The 15,533-nt window shown below is 67.2% G+C and carries 14 protein-coding genes; 9 read left to right on the top strand and 5 right to left on the bottom strand.

The window, feature by feature from the left end; all coding sequences use genetic code 11:
* The first annotated feature begins 46 nt into the window (after positions 1-46).
* Entirely contained in the window at positions 47-514 is a 468-nt protein-coding gene (locus ABKS89_RS06635) for a tripartite tricarboxylate transporter TctB family protein (protein WP_348587952.1), read from the top strand.
* Between the two features lie 10 nt (positions 515-524).
* Positions 525-2,045 carry a tripartite tricarboxylate transporter permease gene (locus ABKS89_RS06630; RefSeq protein WP_138212440.1) on the top strand — a complete coding sequence of 507 codons (1,521 nt, stop codon included), beginning with the start codon at positions 525-527 and terminating at the stop codon, positions 2,043-2,045.
* A 77-nt stretch (positions 2,046-2,122) separates the two neighbouring features.
* On the opposite strand, the gene ung is transcribed toward ABKS89_RS06630, so the two are convergent.
* Together ung and ABKS89_RS06620 are read right to left on the bottom strand one after the other, a co-directional pair.
* Positions 2,123-2,815, bottom strand: a complete 693-nt coding sequence (gene ung, locus ABKS89_RS06625; RefSeq protein ID WP_138212439.1) for a uracil-DNA glycosylase — start codon at positions 2,813-2,815, stop codon at positions 2,123-2,125.
* Positions 2,816-2,869: 54 nt separating this feature from the next.
* Positions 2,870-3,433, bottom strand: coding sequence for a hypothetical protein (locus ABKS89_RS06620; protein ID WP_348587953.1), 564 nt, complete (start codon positions 3,431-3,433; stop codon positions 2,870-2,872).
* A 209-nt stretch (positions 3,434-3,642) separates the two neighbouring features.
* On the opposite strand from ABKS89_RS06620, the gene ABKS89_RS06615 reads away from it, so the two are divergent.
* Entirely contained in the window at positions 3,643-4,890 is a 1,248-nt protein-coding gene (locus ABKS89_RS06615) for an ABC transporter substrate-binding protein (RefSeq protein ID WP_348587954.1), read from the top strand.
* 1 nt (position 4,891) lies between these two features.
* On the opposite strand, the gene ABKS89_RS06610 is transcribed toward ABKS89_RS06615, so the two are convergent.
* Positions 4,892-5,770: an AraC family transcriptional regulator gene (locus ABKS89_RS06610; RefSeq protein ID WP_081517616.1), complete on the bottom strand. Its 879-nt coding sequence runs from the start codon at positions 5,768-5,770 to the stop codon at positions 4,892-4,894.
* Positions 5,771-5,950: 180 nt separating this feature from the next.
* Here ABKS89_RS06610 and ABKS89_RS06605 point away from each other — a divergent pair, with 180 nt between their 5' ends.
* From ABKS89_RS06605 to ABKS89_RS06580, 6 genes are all read left to right on the top strand, one after another.
* The gene (locus ABKS89_RS06605; protein WP_348587955.1) at positions 5,951-7,114 is read left to right on the top strand and encodes an isobutyryl-CoA dehydrogenase; all 1,164 of its coding nucleotides are present in this window, start codon (positions 5,951-5,953) and stop codon (positions 7,112-7,114) included.
* Positions 7,115-7,375: 261 nt separating this feature from the next.
* Positions 7,376-8,194: an enoyl-CoA hydratase gene (locus ABKS89_RS06600; protein WP_138212435.1), complete on the top strand. Its 819-nt coding sequence runs from the start codon at positions 7,376-7,378 to the stop codon at positions 8,192-8,194.
* Between the two features lie 10 nt (positions 8,195-8,204).
* The gene (gene dspII / locus ABKS89_RS06595) at positions 8,205-9,308 is read left to right on the top strand and encodes an enoyl-CoA hydratase/isomerase DspII (protein ID WP_348587956.1); all 1,104 of its coding nucleotides are present in this window, start codon (positions 8,205-8,207) and stop codon (positions 9,306-9,308) included.
* Positions 9,309-9,442: 134 nt separating this feature from the next.
* Positions 9,443-10,327 (top strand): 3-hydroxyisobutyrate dehydrogenase, encoded by an 885-nt coding sequence (gene mmsB, locus ABKS89_RS06590; RefSeq protein ID WP_348587957.1) that lies wholly within the window; start codon positions 9,443-9,445, stop codon positions 10,325-10,327.
* Positions 10,328-10,397: 70 nt separating this feature from the next.
* Positions 10,398-11,030 carry a potassium channel family protein gene (locus ABKS89_RS06585; protein WP_171039344.1) on the top strand — a complete coding sequence of 211 codons (633 nt, stop codon included), beginning with the start codon at positions 10,398-10,400 and terminating at the stop codon, positions 11,028-11,030.
* 130 nt (positions 11,031-11,160) lie between these two features.
* The gene (locus ABKS89_RS06580) at positions 11,161-11,802 is read left to right on the top strand and encodes an NAD(P)-dependent oxidoreductase (RefSeq protein WP_138212431.1); all 642 of its coding nucleotides are present in this window, start codon (positions 11,161-11,163) and stop codon (positions 11,800-11,802) included.
* Positions 11,803-12,009: 207 nt separating this feature from the next.
* Here the strand turns inward: ABKS89_RS06580 and ABKS89_RS06575 are convergent, their stop codons facing one another.
* Positions 12,010-13,380 (bottom strand): HlyD family type I secretion periplasmic adaptor subunit, encoded by a 1,371-nt coding sequence (locus tag ABKS89_RS06575; protein ID WP_138212430.1) that lies wholly within the window; start codon positions 13,378-13,380, stop codon positions 12,010-12,012.
* The gene (locus tag ABKS89_RS06570; protein ID WP_138212429.1) at positions 13,370-15,526 is read right to left on the bottom strand and encodes a type I secretion system permease/ATPase; all 2,157 of its coding nucleotides are present in this window, start codon (positions 15,524-15,526) and stop codon (positions 13,370-13,372) included. Before ABKS89_RS06570 ends, ABKS89_RS06575 begins: the two co-directional genes overlap by 11 nt.
* Positions 15,527-15,533: the final 7 nt, after the last annotated feature.

The raw sequence follows: 15,533 nt of genomic DNA, 5'->3' as shown, positions 1-15,533 counted from the left end.
CCCGAGCGGCGCCGCCTTCCACGAAGGCGGCGCAAGGAGACTCCCCATGTCCCGTACCAGCCTCTTCCAGCGGCTGTTTGCCGGCGCCTGGCTGTTCGCCTGCGTCGCCTTCGCCCTGATCGCCTGGCAGCTCCAGGCGCCCTTCTCCTACGAACCGGTCGGCCCGCGCGCCTACCCGCTGCTCTGCCTGGGCCTGATGGCTGTGGGCCTGGCCTGGCTGATCGCCCGTCCCACGCCGATCAAGCGCGAGGACGACGAGCCGGCGCTGGAAGGCGCGCTGCTGGGCAAGGTGGTGCTCTGCGTCGTCCTGCTGGCGGTCTATGCCGGCCTGTTCGAGCCGCTGGGCTTCATCCCGGCGAGCGCGATGATCGGCACCTTCATCGCGCTGATCTACGGCGGCCGTCCGGTGGCCAGCGTGATCACCGCGACGCTGCTCGCCATCGGCCTCTACGTGCTGTTCGACCGCACCCTGGACGTCCCGCTGCCGCTGGGCATCCTCGATCCCCTGCTCTGAGGAAAAGACCATGGAAACCTTGAGCTACCTGGGACAGGGCTTCGGCGTCGCCCTGAGCCCGTACAACCTGATCACCGCGCTGATCGGCACCCTGATCGGCACCGTCGTCGGCCTGCTGCCGGGCCTGGGCCCGATCAACGGCGTGGCGCTGCTGATCCCGGTCGCCTTCGCCCTCGGCCTGCCGCCGGAGTCGGCGCTGATCCTGCTGGCCGCCGTGTACCTGGGCTGCGAATACGGCGGGCGGATTTCCTCGATTCTGCTGAACATCCCCGGCGAAGCCTCCACCGTGATGACCACCCTCGACGGCTACCCCATGGCGCGCAACGGCCTGGCCGGCGTAGCCCTGTCGCTGTCGGCGTGGAGCTCCTTCATCGGCGCCTTCATCGCCACCTGCGGCATGGTGCTGTTCGCCCCGCTGCTGGCGAAATGGGCCATCGCCTTCGGCCCCGCGGAATACTTCGTGCTGATGGTCTTCGCCATCGTCGCTCTCGGCGGGCTGGCCGGCGACCGGCCGCTGAAGACCCTGCTGGCGGCGCTGCTCGGGCTGTTCCTGTCCAGCGTCGGGATCGACGCCAACAGCGGCGTGTATCGCTTCACCTTCGACAACATCCACGTCTCCGACGGCATCCAGTTCGTCGTACTGGTGCTGGGTCTGTTCTCGGTGAGCGAAATCCTCCTGCTGCTGGAGAAGACCCACCACGGCCACAAGATGGTCGAGGCCAGCGGGCGCATGCTGTTCAACATGAAGGAAGCCGCCTCGGTGGCCGTGGTCAACGTCCGCTGCGGGCTGCTCGGCTTCATCATGGGCGTGCTGCCCGGGGCCGGTGCGACCCTGGCCAGCGCCGTGGCCTACATGACCGAGAAGAAACTTGCCGGTGACACCGGCAAGTTCGGCAAGGGCGACCTGCGCGGCCTGGCCGCCCCGGAAACCGCCATCGGCGCCTCCGCCTGCGGCGCGCTGGTGCCGATGCTGACACTCGGCGTACCCGGTTCGGGCACCACCGCGGTGATGATCGGCGCGCTCAGCTTGTACAACATCACCCCCGGCCCGCTGCTGTTCCAGGAACAGCCGAACATCGTCTGGGGCCTGATCGCCTCGCTGTTCATCGCCAACGTCATGCTGATCATCCTCAACGTGCCGATGGTGCGGGTGTTCACCCGCATCCTCTCGGTGCCGAACTGGGCGCTGGTACCGGGCATCGCGATCATCACCGCCATCGGCGTCTACGCCGTGCACGCCACTACCTTCGACCTGTTCCTGATGGTCGCCATCGGCATCCTCGGCTACATCCTGCGCAAGCTGGACTTCCCGCTGTCGCCGCTGCTGCTGGGCTTCATCCTCGGCGGGCTGATGGAGCAGAACCTGCGCCGCGCGCTGTCCATCTCCAACGGCGAACTGGGCATCCTCTGGTCCAGCCCAATCGCGATCGGTACCTGGGCACTGGTCGCGGTCATGCTCGGCCTGCCGCTGCTCCGCGCCTGGCGCAAGCGCGCCCGCCGCTCCCGCGATGCAGTGGCTGACGCTGCGTAAAGCAACCACGCTCGCCGCGTCGAGACGCGCGGCGATTTTCAAGGCCCGCCTTTGTGCGGGCCTCTTTTTGGGCGGGGTTAAACCGGCGGCAGCGACCAGTCAATGGGCGTCAGACCGTGCTGTTCGAGGAACTTGTTGGTGCGGCTGAAGTGGCCGTTACCAAGGAAGCCGCGATAGGCCGACAGCGGCGACGGGTGCGCGGACTTGAGCACCAGGTGCTTCTGCGCGTCGATCAGCTTCTGCTTACTCTGTGCGTGGGAGCCCCAGAGCAGGAACACCAGGTTCTCGCAGCGCTGGCTGACCACTTCGATCACCTTGTCGGTGAACGGGCCCCAGCCTGCCTGGGCGTGGGAGCCGGCGCGGGCCTGCTCGACGGTGAGCGAGGTGTTGAGCAGCAGCACGCCCTGTTCGGCCCAGTGCTGCAGGTAGCCGTGGCTGGGGATCGGCAGGTTGAGGTCGCGTTGCAGCTCTTTATAGATGTTCTGCAGCGACGGTGGCGTGGGCACGCCCGGCTGCACCGAGAAGCACAGGCCATGGGCCTGGCCGGGGCCGTGGTACGGGTCCTGGCCGATGATGACGACCTTGATGCGCTCCAGCGGCGTGGTGTTCAGCGCGTTGAAGATCAGCGGACCGGGCGGGAAGATCACCTTGCCGGCGGCCTTCTCCGTGCGCAGGAATTCCCCCAGCTGCTTCATGTAGGGTTTTTCGAACTCCTCGTGGAGGGCTTCTTTCCAGCTGGGTTCCAGCTTGATCCGGTCGTCGTTGGTCATGGTACGTCTGCCTGGTGAAACGAACCGGCACGCTAAGCAAGCGCCCCGGCCAAGTCAAGGCGACTTGTGCCGCACCGCCCAGGAGCCCGGCAAGCGCGGTGCACCACTGCCCAGGCCAGTCAGAATCCAAGCTGCGACGGCGACCGTCAGGCCCAGGTGGAACAGCTCGCGGCGCGGCACACCGGCCAGTTCGCCACGGGTACCGATCAGCAGGCCGCCACCGATGAACAGCAGCGCGCCAAGCAGCGCCAACCCATAGCGCCGCGAGCGACCGGGCCAGGCGATGACCAGCAAGGCGATCAGGTTGCTCACCAGCGAGAGCTGCGACAGGAACACCAGCAGCACGCCGATCACCAGCACCACCACCTGCCGGCCGGGGCCGCCGGACAGACGCCCGAGCGCAATCAGCGGCAGGCCTACGGCGCCGGACACCACGCTCGCCAAATGATGCGCCTCAGACAATGCCGCAACGCCGCCATACTCCAGCGCCCCCAGCAGCGCCGCGATGCCCATGGACAGGAACCCCAGCGCGCGCCAGCCCATCTGCTCACGCAGGGCGAGCCAGGCGGCGACGGCGCAGGCCAGGGTCAGCAGCAGTTCGGCGATCACGGGCAGCATCGGGCAGTCCTTCTTCTTGTCGTCGGCGCAGACTAGCGAGCCGCGCCGCTGCGCGCACGGTCGGGCACGCCAGCACAGGCGACGCCGCGCGCCATCCTGCGTCCATCGACCACGCCTGGATTCGACCAAAGGCCAATGGGAGTGGCCGGCCAGTCTGTGCACAGTCCCCTCTTCGCTTCACCCGCCAATAAAAACAACAGGGAACGAACATGCGCTTTCTGACTGCCGCACTCTCGCTGGTGGCTGCCTTCAGCTGCCTGGCGCAAGCCGCCGAACCGATCAACCTCGGCCTCAATTACCCCCGCACCGGCTCCTACAAGGAAGAAGGCCTCGCGCAGATGCGCGGCGCGCTATTGGCCATCGATGAGATCAACGCCCAGGGCGGCGTGCTCGGCCGGCCGCTGCATCTGCTGAGCAAGGACGACGCCTCGCGCCCGGAAAAGGCCCTGCGCAATATCGACGCCATGGCCGCCGACGGCGCGGCGATGTTCTTCGGCGGCGCCTCCAGCGCGGTAGCCATCGCCGCCGGAGAACGGGCGGCGCAGAAGAAGCTGCTGTACTTCGGCACCCTCACCTACTCCAACGACACCACCGGCAAGGACGGCCAGCGCTACATGTTCCGCGAGTGCAACAGCGCCTGGATGAGTGCCCGCGCGCTGGGCAGCTACCTGGGCCGCACGTTGCCGGGCAAGCGCTACTTCTACGTCACCGCCAACTACACCTGGGGCCTGACCACCGAAAGCTCGCTGCGCCACTACACCGGCACCGAAGACGCCGCCCGGCACCCGTCGATCAAGGTGCCCTTTCCCGGCGCACGCCTTTCCGATTACCGCGATGCGCTGACCCAGGCGGCCGCGAGCAAGGCGGACGTGCTGGTCCTGGCGCTGTTTGGCGAGGACCTGGTGCACGCCATGCGCATCGCCGACGAGCTGGGCCTGACGCGCAACCACCAGATCATCGCGCCCAACCTCACCCAGAGCATGGTCGAGCTGGCCGGGCCCGGCCTGATGCAGGGCGTGATCGGCACCGAACCCTGGACCTGGCAGGTCCCTGAGCGCGAAAGCTCGGCGCGCGGCCAGGCCTTCGTGCGCGATTTCACCCAGCGCTACGGCGTCTACCCCGCCAGCTCCGCCGCCTCGGCCTACAGCATCGTCTACCAGTGGGCCGACGCCGCCCGGCGCAGCGGCAGCCTGGACAGCGACGCGCTGGTCAAGGCGCTGGAAGGCCACCGCTACAGCCTGCTCAAGGGCGAGCAGCAATGGCGCGACTTCGACCACCAGAACATCCAGCGTGTCTACGTGGTGAAGGTGAAACCGCGCGACGAGGTGATGCGCAGCCCGCTGCACCAGGACTACTTCGAGATCGTCGAGCACATGGACGGCCCCGAGGCGGCCCCCTCCCTCGCCGAATGGCAGGCCGAGCGCAGCGCCGCAGGCAAGCCGCTGACCCTGCAATGACTCAGCCGGTGTGCAGCGCCCGGTAGTGACTGGGCGCCATGCCCACCACGCTCTTGAACAGCCGCGAGAAGTAGTACGGGTCGGCGTAGCCCAGTTGCTCGGCCACCTGGCGTACTTCCAGGTTGCCCTGGTCGAGCAGCCGGCAGGCGTGGGTCATCTTCAGCCGGATGAAGTCCTGGATCGGCGCCTGGCCGGTCAGCGCGCGGTAGGTCTTGGCGAAGTGGAAGCGCGACAGGCGGAACTGCGCCGCCAGCTCGTCGAGGTTCAGCGCATCGTGCAGGTGCTCGCGCATCATCGCCTGCACCGCCTCCACGTCCAGTACCCGTCCGGACTTCAGCCGCGCCCGCGCCGGGCGCAGGGCCAGCGAGGTCAGCAGGCTCTGCAGCAGGTGGGCGGCATGGATGAAGTGCGGCAGGCTCAGGCCTTGCCGGCGCAGCGCCAACAGCGCATCGAACTCACCGAGAATGCGCGGCTGCACGCCCACGCGCAGGCGCGGCGACTTGCCCAGCGGGCGCAGAAAGTCCTCGGCCAGCCGGCCTTCCAGGTGCACCCAGAAGATCGACCAGGGTTGCTGCAGGTCGGCGCCATAGGCGTGGGCGCGGCCCTTGGGCAGCACCAGCAGATCACCGCCGGCGACCTCGAATCGTCCATCCGCCGTTTCCAGCCAGCCGAGCCCTGCGCTGCAGTAGATCAGCAGGTGATCGTCCGGGTCTTCCCGCTCCATGCGATGCCCTACCGCTGCCGGGTAGTAGCCCAGCGCCAGCGGATAGCAGGCCTGGCCCAGCGGATGGCGATCCAGCGCGCGGCGCAGGCGTGGCGGGGTGATGAAGCGCACGCCCTGCTGCGGTAGCGGCCAGGTGGAGATCAATGGACGGGACATGGGCAGGAATCCGCGATCGGCAATACCAAGATCGTCCATCCCCAGCACAAGATCGTCAATCCACAGCGGATGGTGCAACGGCTATAACCGAAGGACTCTTTACCCAAGAGCCTTTTTATCCAAGAAGCGCGCGCCACGAGCGCGAAGCGGTAGCCGACAAGAACAAACAGAGGTAGCTGCATGCATTTCGATCTGTCCGAAGAACAACGCCTGCTGGTGGAGAGCGCCCGCGCCTTTGCCAGCCGCGAGCTGGCGCCCCACGCCGCCGACTGGGACCGCCAGCACCACTTTCCGGTGGAAGTGATCCGCCGTGCCGCCGAGCAGGGCTACCTGGGCCTGTACATCGCCGAGGAAGACGGCGGCCTGGGGCTGTCACGCCTCTCCGCCTCGCTGATCTTCGAGCAACTGGCCGCCGGCTGCGTCGCCACCACGGCCTACATGACCATCCACAACATGGCCAGCTGGATGCTCTCAAGCTTCGGCGACGCCGCGCTCAAGGAGCAGTGGCTGCCGGGGCTGATCGGCGGCAAACTGCTGGCCTCCTACTGCCTGACCGAGCCGGACGCCGGCTCCGACGCCGCGCGCCTGCGCACCCGCGCCAAACGCGACGGCGATGACTACGTACTCGACGGCGCCAAGACCTTCATTTCCGGCGCCGGTTCGACCGACGTGCTGATCGTCATGGCGCGCACCGGCGAGGAAGGCGCCAAGGGCATTTCCTGCTTCCTGGTGCCGGCCAACGCCGAGGGCATCCGCTATGGCCGCAACGAGGACAAGATGGGCTGGAAGGCCCAGCCGACCCGCACCATCACCTTCGAAGGCGTGCGCATCCCCGCCGGCAATCGCATCGGCCCGGAGGGCCAGGGCTTCGTCTACGCCATGAAGGGCCTGGACGGCGGCCGCCTGAATATCGCCAGCTGCTCCCTCGGCGCAGCCCAGGCGGCGTTGGAGCAGTCGCTGCGCTACGTCGAGGAGCGCAAGCAGTTCGGCAAGGCGCTGGCCGAGTTCCAGGCCCTGCAGTTCAAGCTCGCCGACATGCTCACCGACCTCACCGCCAGCCGGCAGATGGTGCGCCTGGCCGCGCACAAGCTGGACCACAAGGACGGCGAAGCGACCCTCTATTGCGCCATGGCCAAGCGTTTCGCCACCGACCGCTGCTTCGCCCTGTGCAACGAGGCGCTGCAGCTGCACGGCGGCTACGGCTACCTCAACGACTACCCGCTGGAGCGCTGGGTGCGCGACAGCCGCGTGCACCAGATTCTGGAGGGCACCAACGAGATCATGCGGGTCATCGTCGCCCGCCGCCTGCTGGAACAGGGCGGGATGCTGGACCGCCTGCTCTGAAGACTCTTGTGTAAGAGCGCGCTTGCTCGCGAACCAGAACCGTAGGGCGCATAACCTGGAACAGGTTATCCGCCGCCCCTGGGATGGCGGATAACGCTGGCGCGTTATTCGCTCTACGTATCGATCCACGCGATTCACTGGAAAAACCGCCCGCCCACGCGGACGCAATCGAACAGATCGGACATGGACGCGCCCCGCCGCGCGCACCTAGAGTCCATGCCCATACGCCCGCCCACCGGCGGCACCGACAAGGAGATGCCCATGAGCAACGCCCTCGAGCCCTACAAGCCCGGAGTCTTCGACCTGACCCACAAGCTGACCGTGGAAAAACACGGGCACACCGCGCTGATCACCATCAACCACCCGCCGGCCAATACCTGGGACCGCGACTCGCTGATCGGCCTGCGCCAGGTGGTCGAACACCTGAACCGCGACGACGACATCTACGCCCTGGTGGTGACTGGCCAGGGTCCGAAATTCTTCTCCGCCGGCGCCGACCTGAACATGTTCGCCGACGGCGACAAGGCCCGCGCCCGCGAGATGGCGCGGCGCTTCGGCGAAGCCTTCGAGACGCTGCGCGACTTCCGTGGCGTGTCCATCGCCGCGATCAACGGCTACGCCATGGGCGGCGGCCTGGAATGCGCCCTGGCCTGCGACATCCGCATCGCCGAGCGCCAGGCGCAGATGGCCCTGCCCGAAGCCACCGTGGGCCTGCTGCCTTGCGCCGGCGGCACCCAGGCGCTGCCGTGGCTGGTCGGCGAAGGCTGGGCCAAGCGCATGATCCTCTGCGGCGAGCGCGTCGATGCCGACACCGCGCTGCGCATCGGCCTCATCGAGCAGATCGTCGATACCGGCGAAGCCCGCGGCACCGCCCTGCTGCTGGCGGCCAAGGTCGCGCGGCAGAGCCCGGTGGCGGTGCGCACCATCAAGCCGCTGATCCAGGGCGCCCGCGAGCGCGGCCCGACCACCTGGCTGCCGGAAGAACGCGAGCGCTTCGTCGACCTGTTCGACGCCGACGACACCCGCGAGGGCGTGAACGCCTTCCTGGAAAAACGCGACCCGCACTGGCGCAACCAATAAGGCCCTGACCATGAATGTGATTTTCGAGGAACGCCCCGGCCTGCACGGCTTCCGTATCGGCGTGGTGACGCTGGACGCGGAGAAGAGCCTGAACGCCCTGAGCCTGCCGATGATCGAGGCGATGAACCACCAGCTGCGCGTCTGGCGGGACGACGCGCAGATCGCCTGCGTGGTGCTGCGCGGCAACGGCGGCAAGGCTTTCTGCGCCGGCGGCGACGTGCGCAAGCTGGTCGATGCCTGCCGCGAGAAGCCCGGCGAGGTGCCGGAGCTGGCGCGCCGCTTCTTCGCCGACGAATACCGCCTGGACTACCTCATCCACACCTATTCCAAACCGCTGATCTGCTGGGCCCACGGCTACGTGATGGGTGGCGGCATGGGCCTGATGCAGGGCGCCGGCGTGCGCATCGTCACCCCGAGCAGCCGCCTGGCCATGCCGGAAGTGAATATCGGCCTGTACCCGGATGTCGGCGCCAGCTGGTTCCTCGCCCGCCTGCCCGGCCGCCTCGGCCTGTTCCTCGGGCTGACCGCGACACAGATGAACGCCCGCGACGCGCTGGACCTGGACCTCGCCGACCGCTTCCTGCTCGATACCCAGCAGGAAGACCTGATCGAAGGCCTGGTGCAACTGAACTGGCGCGAACAGGCTGACGTGCAGCTGCACAGCCTGCTCCAGGCGCTGGAGCACGAAGCCCGTGGCGAGATGCCCGAAGCCCAGCTGCTGCCGCGCCGCGCACGCCTGGATGCGGTGCTCGACAGCGCCAATATCGCCGAGGCCTGGAACGCGCTGACCGCGCTGGTCAACGACGAGGACGCGCTGATCGCACGCGGAGCGAAGACCCTCGCCTCGGGCTGCCCGCTGACCGCTCATCTGGTCTGGGAACAGATCCGCCGCGCGCGCCATCTGTCCACTGCCGAGGTGTTCCGCATGGAGTACGCGATGAGCCTGAACTGCTGCCGTCACCCGGAATTCCCGGAGGGTGTGCGGGCCCGGCTGATCGACAAGGACAACACCCCGCACTGGCACTGGCCGGATATCGCTGCCATACCTGATGCTGTGGTGAATGCGCACTTCGACGCGACCTGGGAGGGCGAGCATCCGCTGGCGGACCTGTAGGTCCACTCCCCTGCTCTTCCTGTAGGAGCGCCCCATGGGCGCGATCGCGGGCATGGGCTAGGCGCCCCCGCCCGTCCTACAGGATGACTTCTTGCGCTGGAGTGCCTGTCGTCTTTGAACAGGAGGAAACCAGCATGCAAACCATCGCCTTCATCGGCCTCGGCCACATGGGCGCCCCCATGGCCGCCAACCTGATCAAGGCCGGCTACCTGCTGCGCGTGTTCGATCTGGTGCAGAGCGCCATCGATGGCCTGATCGCCCAGGGCGCCAGTGCCGCGCGCAGCGCCCATGACGCCGTGGACGGCGCCGACGTGGTGGTCACCATGCTGCCGGCCAGCCAGCACGTCGAGGGGCTCTACCTCGGCAACGAAGGCCTGCTCGCGCACATCGCCCCCGGCACCCTGGTGCTGGAGTGCTCCACCATCGCCCCGGCCTCGGCGCGCAAGGTGCACCAAGCGGCGGCCGAGAGGCATATCCCCATGCTCGACGCCCCCGTCTCCGGCGGTACCGGCGGCGCCATCGCCGGCACCCTGACCTTCATGGTCGGCGGTGATGCCGAGGTGCTCGAACGCGCGCGCCCGGTGTTTTCCGCCATGGGCCGCAATATCTTTCACGCCGGCGGCGACGGTGCCGGTCAGGTGGCCAAGGTATGCAACAACCAGCTGCTCGCCGTGCTGATGATCGGTACCGCCGAATCCCTCGCCCTGGGCGCCGCCAATGGCCTGGACCCGGTAGTGCTGTCGGAGATCATGCGGCGCAGCTCCGGCGGCAACTGGGCGCTGGAGGTGTACAACCCGTGGCCCGGCGTGATGGAAAACGCCCCCGCCTCGCGCGGCTATACCGGCGGCTTCATGGCCGCGCTGATGACCAAGGACCTCGGCCTGGCACAGGAGACCGCGCAGGTCAGTGGCAACAGCACGCCCATGGGCAGCCTGGCGCTGGCGATGTACCGGCTGCTGGTGAAACAGGGCCATGGCGAACAGGACTTTTCTGTCGTGCAGAAGCTGTTCGATTCCTAGCTGCAGTCATGGTGCGCTCGTGCGTCCCGGCCGAGACTGGCCTCCCGTGAAGGACAGAGGGCCATCGGCCTTGAACTCATTCCTGCTGCGCTATCGCTTTCGTCTTCTGCTCAACAGCATCCTTCTGCTGCTGGTCGTCCTGGCTTTCCCATCGCCCAACCCGCTGCTGGAATTGTGCAGCCTGTTGCTGATGGTGCTGGCTGGCCTGAACACCGTCCGCAGCCATAGCCTGCTTTTCAGCTTCATCAGCGTGATGGGCGTGCTCAGCCTGTTCATGCTGTTCGCCCCCGCCGCGTGGCATGTGCATCCCGCACTGCAGCGCGGTATTCCGCAATTGATCTTCATTCAGTTGCTGGTCGTCGCACTGTTCCGCCGCGTCACCCAGGAACGCCCCGTCACCCGCGAGCTGCTCTACGGGCTCTGCGCCCTGTACCTGAACTTCGCCCTGTCTTTCGCCCTGGCCTACAACCTGATCGAGGACCTCAGGCCAGGCAGCTTCCAGACCAACAACGGAGCCCTGCATCTGGATGCCTTCATCTACTTCAGCATGATCACCCTGACCACCATCGGCTACGGCGACATCGTCCCGGTGAACCCTCTGGCGCGCCTGCTGGCAGGCAGCGAAGCGATCATGGGCGCGCTGTTCATCGCGCTGGCGGTGGCGCGGGGGCTGAGCCTGATGAGCGACGACAGCAAGGACTGATTGTGAAGCCGGGCTTACGAGTGCATGGCGTCAGCCGGTCTTTATCACCGCCCGTCCCCGGCCGAAGATGAATCACCTGCCAGCCCTGCACAGCCAGGCGCGGCACTCCCTCCCACGAAAAGGTGATTCCATGAACATTGCCCTGATCGGCGCCACCGGCCACGTCGGCCATTACTTCCTCGAAGAGGCCCTGCGCCGAGGCCACCAGGTCACCGCATTGGTGCGCGACCCGGCGAAACTACCGGCGCGGGACAACCTCAAGGTGGTCCAGGCCGACGTCTACGATCCGGCCCAGGTCGCCCGTGCCGTGGCTGGCCAGGACGTCGTGGTCAGCGCGTTCAACGCCGGCTGGGGCAACCCGGATATCCGCGAGGCCCACGCCAGCGGCAGCCGCGCCATTCTCGACGGCGTGAAGGCTTCCGGCGTGAAACGCCTGCTGGTGCTCGGCGGCGCCGGCAGCTTGGAGATCGCCCCCGGCCAGCGCCTGGTGGACAGCCCGGAATTCCCCGAGCAGTGGAAGCAGGGCGCGCTGGGCGCCGCAGACGCGCTGGATCAGCTGCGCGCGGAAAAGGCGCTGGACTGGGCCTTCCTCAGCCCGGCCATGCTGCTCGACGGCGAGACCCGCACCGGCAGCTTCCGCATCGGTGGCGATCAGGTGCTGTTCGATGGCAATGGCGAGAGCCGCATCTCCCTGCCGGACCTGGCGGTGGCGATGATCGACGAGGCCGAGCAGGCCAACCATCACCAGCAGCGGTTTACCGTGGCGTATTGACCGCAACGCTGGTGGCAACCTGCAGGAGCGTCCCATCGACGCGATCGCGGGCATGGCCCGCTCCTACAAGGGGCGCAGCAGGATTAGATTCCGCAGTGGCAGATTCGCGCTCCCAAGCCGACTGTCGCGCCGGAACCGCTCCGGCATCCTGCACAAACGAAACGGGCCACCCAAGGGCGGCCCGTTTCATTGGGTCCCGCGCGGCAATCAACGCTCGCGCAGCGCCTCCGCCTTGGCCCGCAGGATGGGCTTGAGCAGGTAGCTGAGGATGCTCTTCTTGCCGGTCATGATGTCCACGGTGGCGATCATGCCGGGGATGATCAGCAGCGGCTTGTCGTCCGTGCCCAGGTGGCTTTTGCGGGTGCGCAGCTTGATCAGGTAGAAGCTGTTGCCGTCATCGTCGGTGACGGTGTCGGCGCCGATCTGCTCCAGGTCCGCCTGCAGGCCGCCGTAGATGGTGTAGTCGTAGGCGGTGAACTTGACCATGGCGTGCTGGCCGGGACGCAGGAAGGCAATGTCCTGCGGACGGATGCGCGCTTCCACCAGCAGGGTGTCGTCCAGCGGGACGATCTCGATCAGGTCGCTGCCCGGCTGGATCACGCCGCCGATGGTGTTCACCAGCAGCTGCTTGACGATGCCGCGTACCGGCGAAGTAACCAGAGTGCGGCTGACGCGGTCTTCCAGCGCCTTGCCGGTGGCCGTGGCCTTGCTCAGTTCGGTGCGGGCTTCGTTGAGTTCTTTCAGCGCGTCGCTGCGGAAGCGCGACTGGGTCTCGGCGACCTTGCGCTCCACTTCCTTCACGGCCGCTTCGGCACGCGGGATCGCGAGTGTCGTGGCGTCGAGCTGGCCACGGTTCTCCACTTCACCGCGCTTCAGGCGCAGCAGCTCCACCTGGGACATCGCGCCCTGGGCCACCAGCGGCTCGGACATGGAAATTTCCTGGCGCAGCAGGTTCAGGCTGTTGCGGTACTGCGCCTGCTTGGAGATGAACTCGCGCAGTTCCTGCTGCTTCTGCACCAGTTGTTGCTGCAGGCCGTCGGTTTCGTCCTTGAGCTGCTGCTGGCGGCTGTGGAACAGCGCTTCTTCGCTGCTGGCCTGGCCCGGAGCCTTGGTTCGCACGTCGTCTGGGATGTTCAGAGCGCGGTCCTCGACCTCGGCGGACAGGCGCTCCACGCGCAGGAACATCGCCAGGCGGTCGGCCTCGGTCTCGCCGACGTTGGACTGGAAGCGCGTCGGGTCCAGGCGCATCAGTTGCTCGCCAGCCTGCACCACCTGCCCTTCGTGGACGAATATCTGCGAGACGATGCCGCCTTCCAGATTCTGGATCTTCTGCACCTTGGACGAGGGAATCGCCTTGCCTTCGCCACGGGTGACTTCGTCGATCTGCGCGAAGTGCGCCCAGAGCAGCAGGAAGGCCACGAAGCCGATGAGAATCCAGATGGTCAGGCGCACCACCCGTGGCGCGTCCTCGATCAGCGCCTTGCTGACCTCCGGAAGCGGCTGGCCGGAGAGGTTGTCGCCGCCCTTGAAATAGCCACGGACAGAGTGGCGGATACTGCCCAGAGGATTAAGCGACACTGATCTGCCCCTTCTTCAGTGCATCCATGACCACGTCCTTCGGACCGTCGGCGATGATGCGGCCCTTGTCGATGATCACCAGGCGGTCCACCAGGCTGAGCATGGAGGCACGGTGGGTGACCAGCAGCAGTGTCTTCTCGCCCATGATCGCTTGCAGGCGCTGTTTCAGGCGTTCTTCGCCGGCGTTGTCCATGGCGCTGGTGGGTTCGTCCAGCAGCAGGATCGGCGGGTCGAGCAGCAGCGCGCGGGCCAGGGCGACGTTCTGCCGCTGGCCGCCGGAAAGATTGTGGCCGCGCTCGCCGACCTGCAGTTCGTAGCCCTGCGGGTGCAGGCGGACGAACTCGTTCACGCCGGTCAGCTCGGCCACTTCCAGCACACGCTCGTCATCGATGTAGCGCGCGCCGCTGACCAGGTTGTCGCGCAGGGTGCCGCTGAACAGGCTGATGTCCTGAGGCACGTAGCCGATGTTGTGGCGCAGCTCACTGATGTCCAACTGGCGCACGTCGGCGCCGTCCACCAGCAGGTTGCCGTTCTCGGGCTGGTGCAGGCCGACGATCAGCTTGGCCAGGGAACTCTTGCCCGAGCCGCTGCGGCCGATGATGCCGATCTTCTCGCCGGCGCGGATCTGCAGGTTGATGCCGTGCAGCGCCGCCACCTGCTGGTTCGGGTAGGCGAAGTCGAGGCCGCGCATCTCGATGCCGCCGCGCAGTTGCGAGCGGGTCAGCGGACGTTCGTCGGCGTTGCGCTCCTGCGGCAGCTCCATCATCTGGTTGGTGGTAGCCATCGACAGGCGTGCCTGCTGGTAGCGCTGGATCAGCCCGGAGAGCTGGGTCAGCGGGCCGAGGGCGCGGCCGTTGAGCATGTAGCAGGCGATCAGGCCACCCATGGACAGGTCGCCGGCGATGATCAGGTAGACGCCGCCGATGATCATGATGACCCCGGCCAGCGCCTGGATCAGCACGGTGATGTTCATCGCCAGGGTCGACAGCAGCTTGACCCGCAGCTCCAGGCGGCTGAGGGTGCCGATGGTCTGCTCCCAGAGGTACTGGCGCTCGCTTTCGGCGTTGTTGACCTTCACCGCGTCGAGGCTGGCGAGGGTCTCGATCAGGCTCGACTGGCGCTCGGCGGCCAGCGCCATGGTGCGGTTCATGGTTTCCACCAGCGGCCGCTGCAGCAGCCAGCCGAGGCCCGCAGCCAGCGGGAAGGCGACCAGCGGGACGAACACCAGCGGCCCGCCGATGATGCCGATCACCAGCAGGATCAGCAGGGTGAACGGCATGTCGATCAGGGTGGTGAGCGTGAGCGAATTGAGGAAGTCGCGCAGCGTCTGGAATTCGTGGATGTTCTGGGCGAACGAGCCGACCCGCGCCGGGCGGTACTTCATGCTCATGCCGACGATGCGCTCGAACAGCGTCGCCGAGATGATCAGGTCGGTCTTCTTGCCGGCCAGGTCCAGGCACAGGCCGCGCATGGTCTTGAGCAGCAGGTCGAACAGGTAGGCGCCGCTGATGCCAATGGCCAGCACCCAGAGGGTGGCGGCGGCCTGGTTGGGCACCACGCGGTCGTAGACGTTCATGACGAACAGCGGCGCGGCCAGGGCGATCAGGTTGATCAGCAGGCTCGCGGCCACGGCGTCGACGTACAGCCAGCGCGAGCGCTTGAGGGTGTCGCGGAACCAGCTCTTGGCGCGCGGGATCAGCTCACCGTGCTGCAGGTCGAACTTGTGCTGCGGCTGGGCGAAGAAGGCCTGGCCGGCGTAGTCCTCGCTGAGCAGCTCGCGGGTGACGCGTACTTCACCGCCGTCGCTCTCGGACAGCAGCAGGCGCGCATCGCCGTTGTTTTCCCAACCCAGCAGCACCGCGCAGCGCCCTTCGCGCAGCAGCAGCATGGCGGGCATGGCCAGCGCGGGAATCTGCTCCAGCTTGCGCTGCAGCAGGCGACCCTGCAGGCCGGCGCGAGCCGCCGCACGGGGCAGCAGCTCGGCGGACAGGCGCTGGCCGGGCAGCGGCAGGCCGCTGGTGAGCATGGCGCGGCTGGCCGGCTTCTGGTGCAGCTGACAGAGCGTCAGCAGGCTGTCCAGCAGCGGGTCATCCAGCAGACCGCGTGGATCGTGGCTTAGGGGTACTTCGCTGACTTCTTGATCCACGCGGATG

It is taken from the genome of Pseudomonas sp. LABIM340 (assembly GCF_040017195.2).
In the GTDB taxonomy this organism is placed as follows: domain Bacteria; phylum Pseudomonadota; class Gammaproteobacteria; order Pseudomonadales; family Pseudomonadaceae; genus Pseudomonas.
This window is presented reverse-complemented; position numbering and strand designations above follow the sequence as displayed.